At 35.3% G+C, this 778-nt stretch carries 1 protein-coding gene; it reads right to left on the bottom strand.

Features of this window, described 5'->3' with window-relative positions; translation table 11 throughout:
- Positions 1 to 778 (bottom strand): hypothetical protein (locus CDOM16189_RS08025; protein ID WP_170000956.1); only part of this gene is annotated, 778 nt, incomplete at both ends.

Raw genomic sequence — 778 nt, 5'->3', positions numbered from 1 at the left:
TATTTATATTGCCATCAACAGTAGATTTGTTTGTCATTGTGATAGTATCCGCACCATCGTTTGTAAAGATATCGCCTTTAACTGTTGTGCCTTCTCCATCTATAGATATGGTATCTTTACCGTCTCCGGTGTTAATATCGTTTGTTATCTTAGCTCCGTTTTTCAAAGTTATCTCATCATCTCCTGTTCCAGTAGAGATAAAATCAACGGTTACGCCATCTATGGTGATATTATCCGCTTTATCCGATCCAAATACTCTTACAGGATTTGTATCCTGATCATCTAATACGACTACTCTGTTTTCTAAAGCATTGTATTTTGCTTCATTTACTGAATTTGTTATTACCAGAGGCTTTGCCTCGTCAGAACCAAAAATAACAGTTCCTTTTTCGCTTGTCTTTGAATACCAACCGCCCTCTTTGATAAATTCGCCATCAATAAAGGCTTTATCGAATTTATCATCACCCTTTTGGACTACGCCTTTTTCAAGATTATATTCTCCTACTATTTCACTAAACCAATTAGATATATTACTTTTGTTTTCCACTTCAAAACCATCGGTTTTATTGTGAGCTTCAGAGTTATTGTCTATTTTATCCAACTGACTGTTTAAAGCTTTAAAATAGTTAGTGTTTGCTCCGTTGATTTGTGCACCTGAATTATCGGCTGTTGAAGTTGTTTCAATATTACTTCTCATATCATTGTTTGTGCTTGTAGATGTGTATGATGCCATCTCTCTTACATATACAGATGAAGGCAGCTCTATTCCTTTTGGTTG

Source organism: Campylobacter sp. RM16189 (assembly GCF_012978815.1).
In the GTDB taxonomy this organism is placed as follows: domain Bacteria; phylum Campylobacterota; class Campylobacteria; order Campylobacterales; family Campylobacteraceae; genus Campylobacter_A.
Note: the sequence above shows the minus strand (reverse complement) of the source record. Positions and strands in the feature narration are given on the sequence as shown.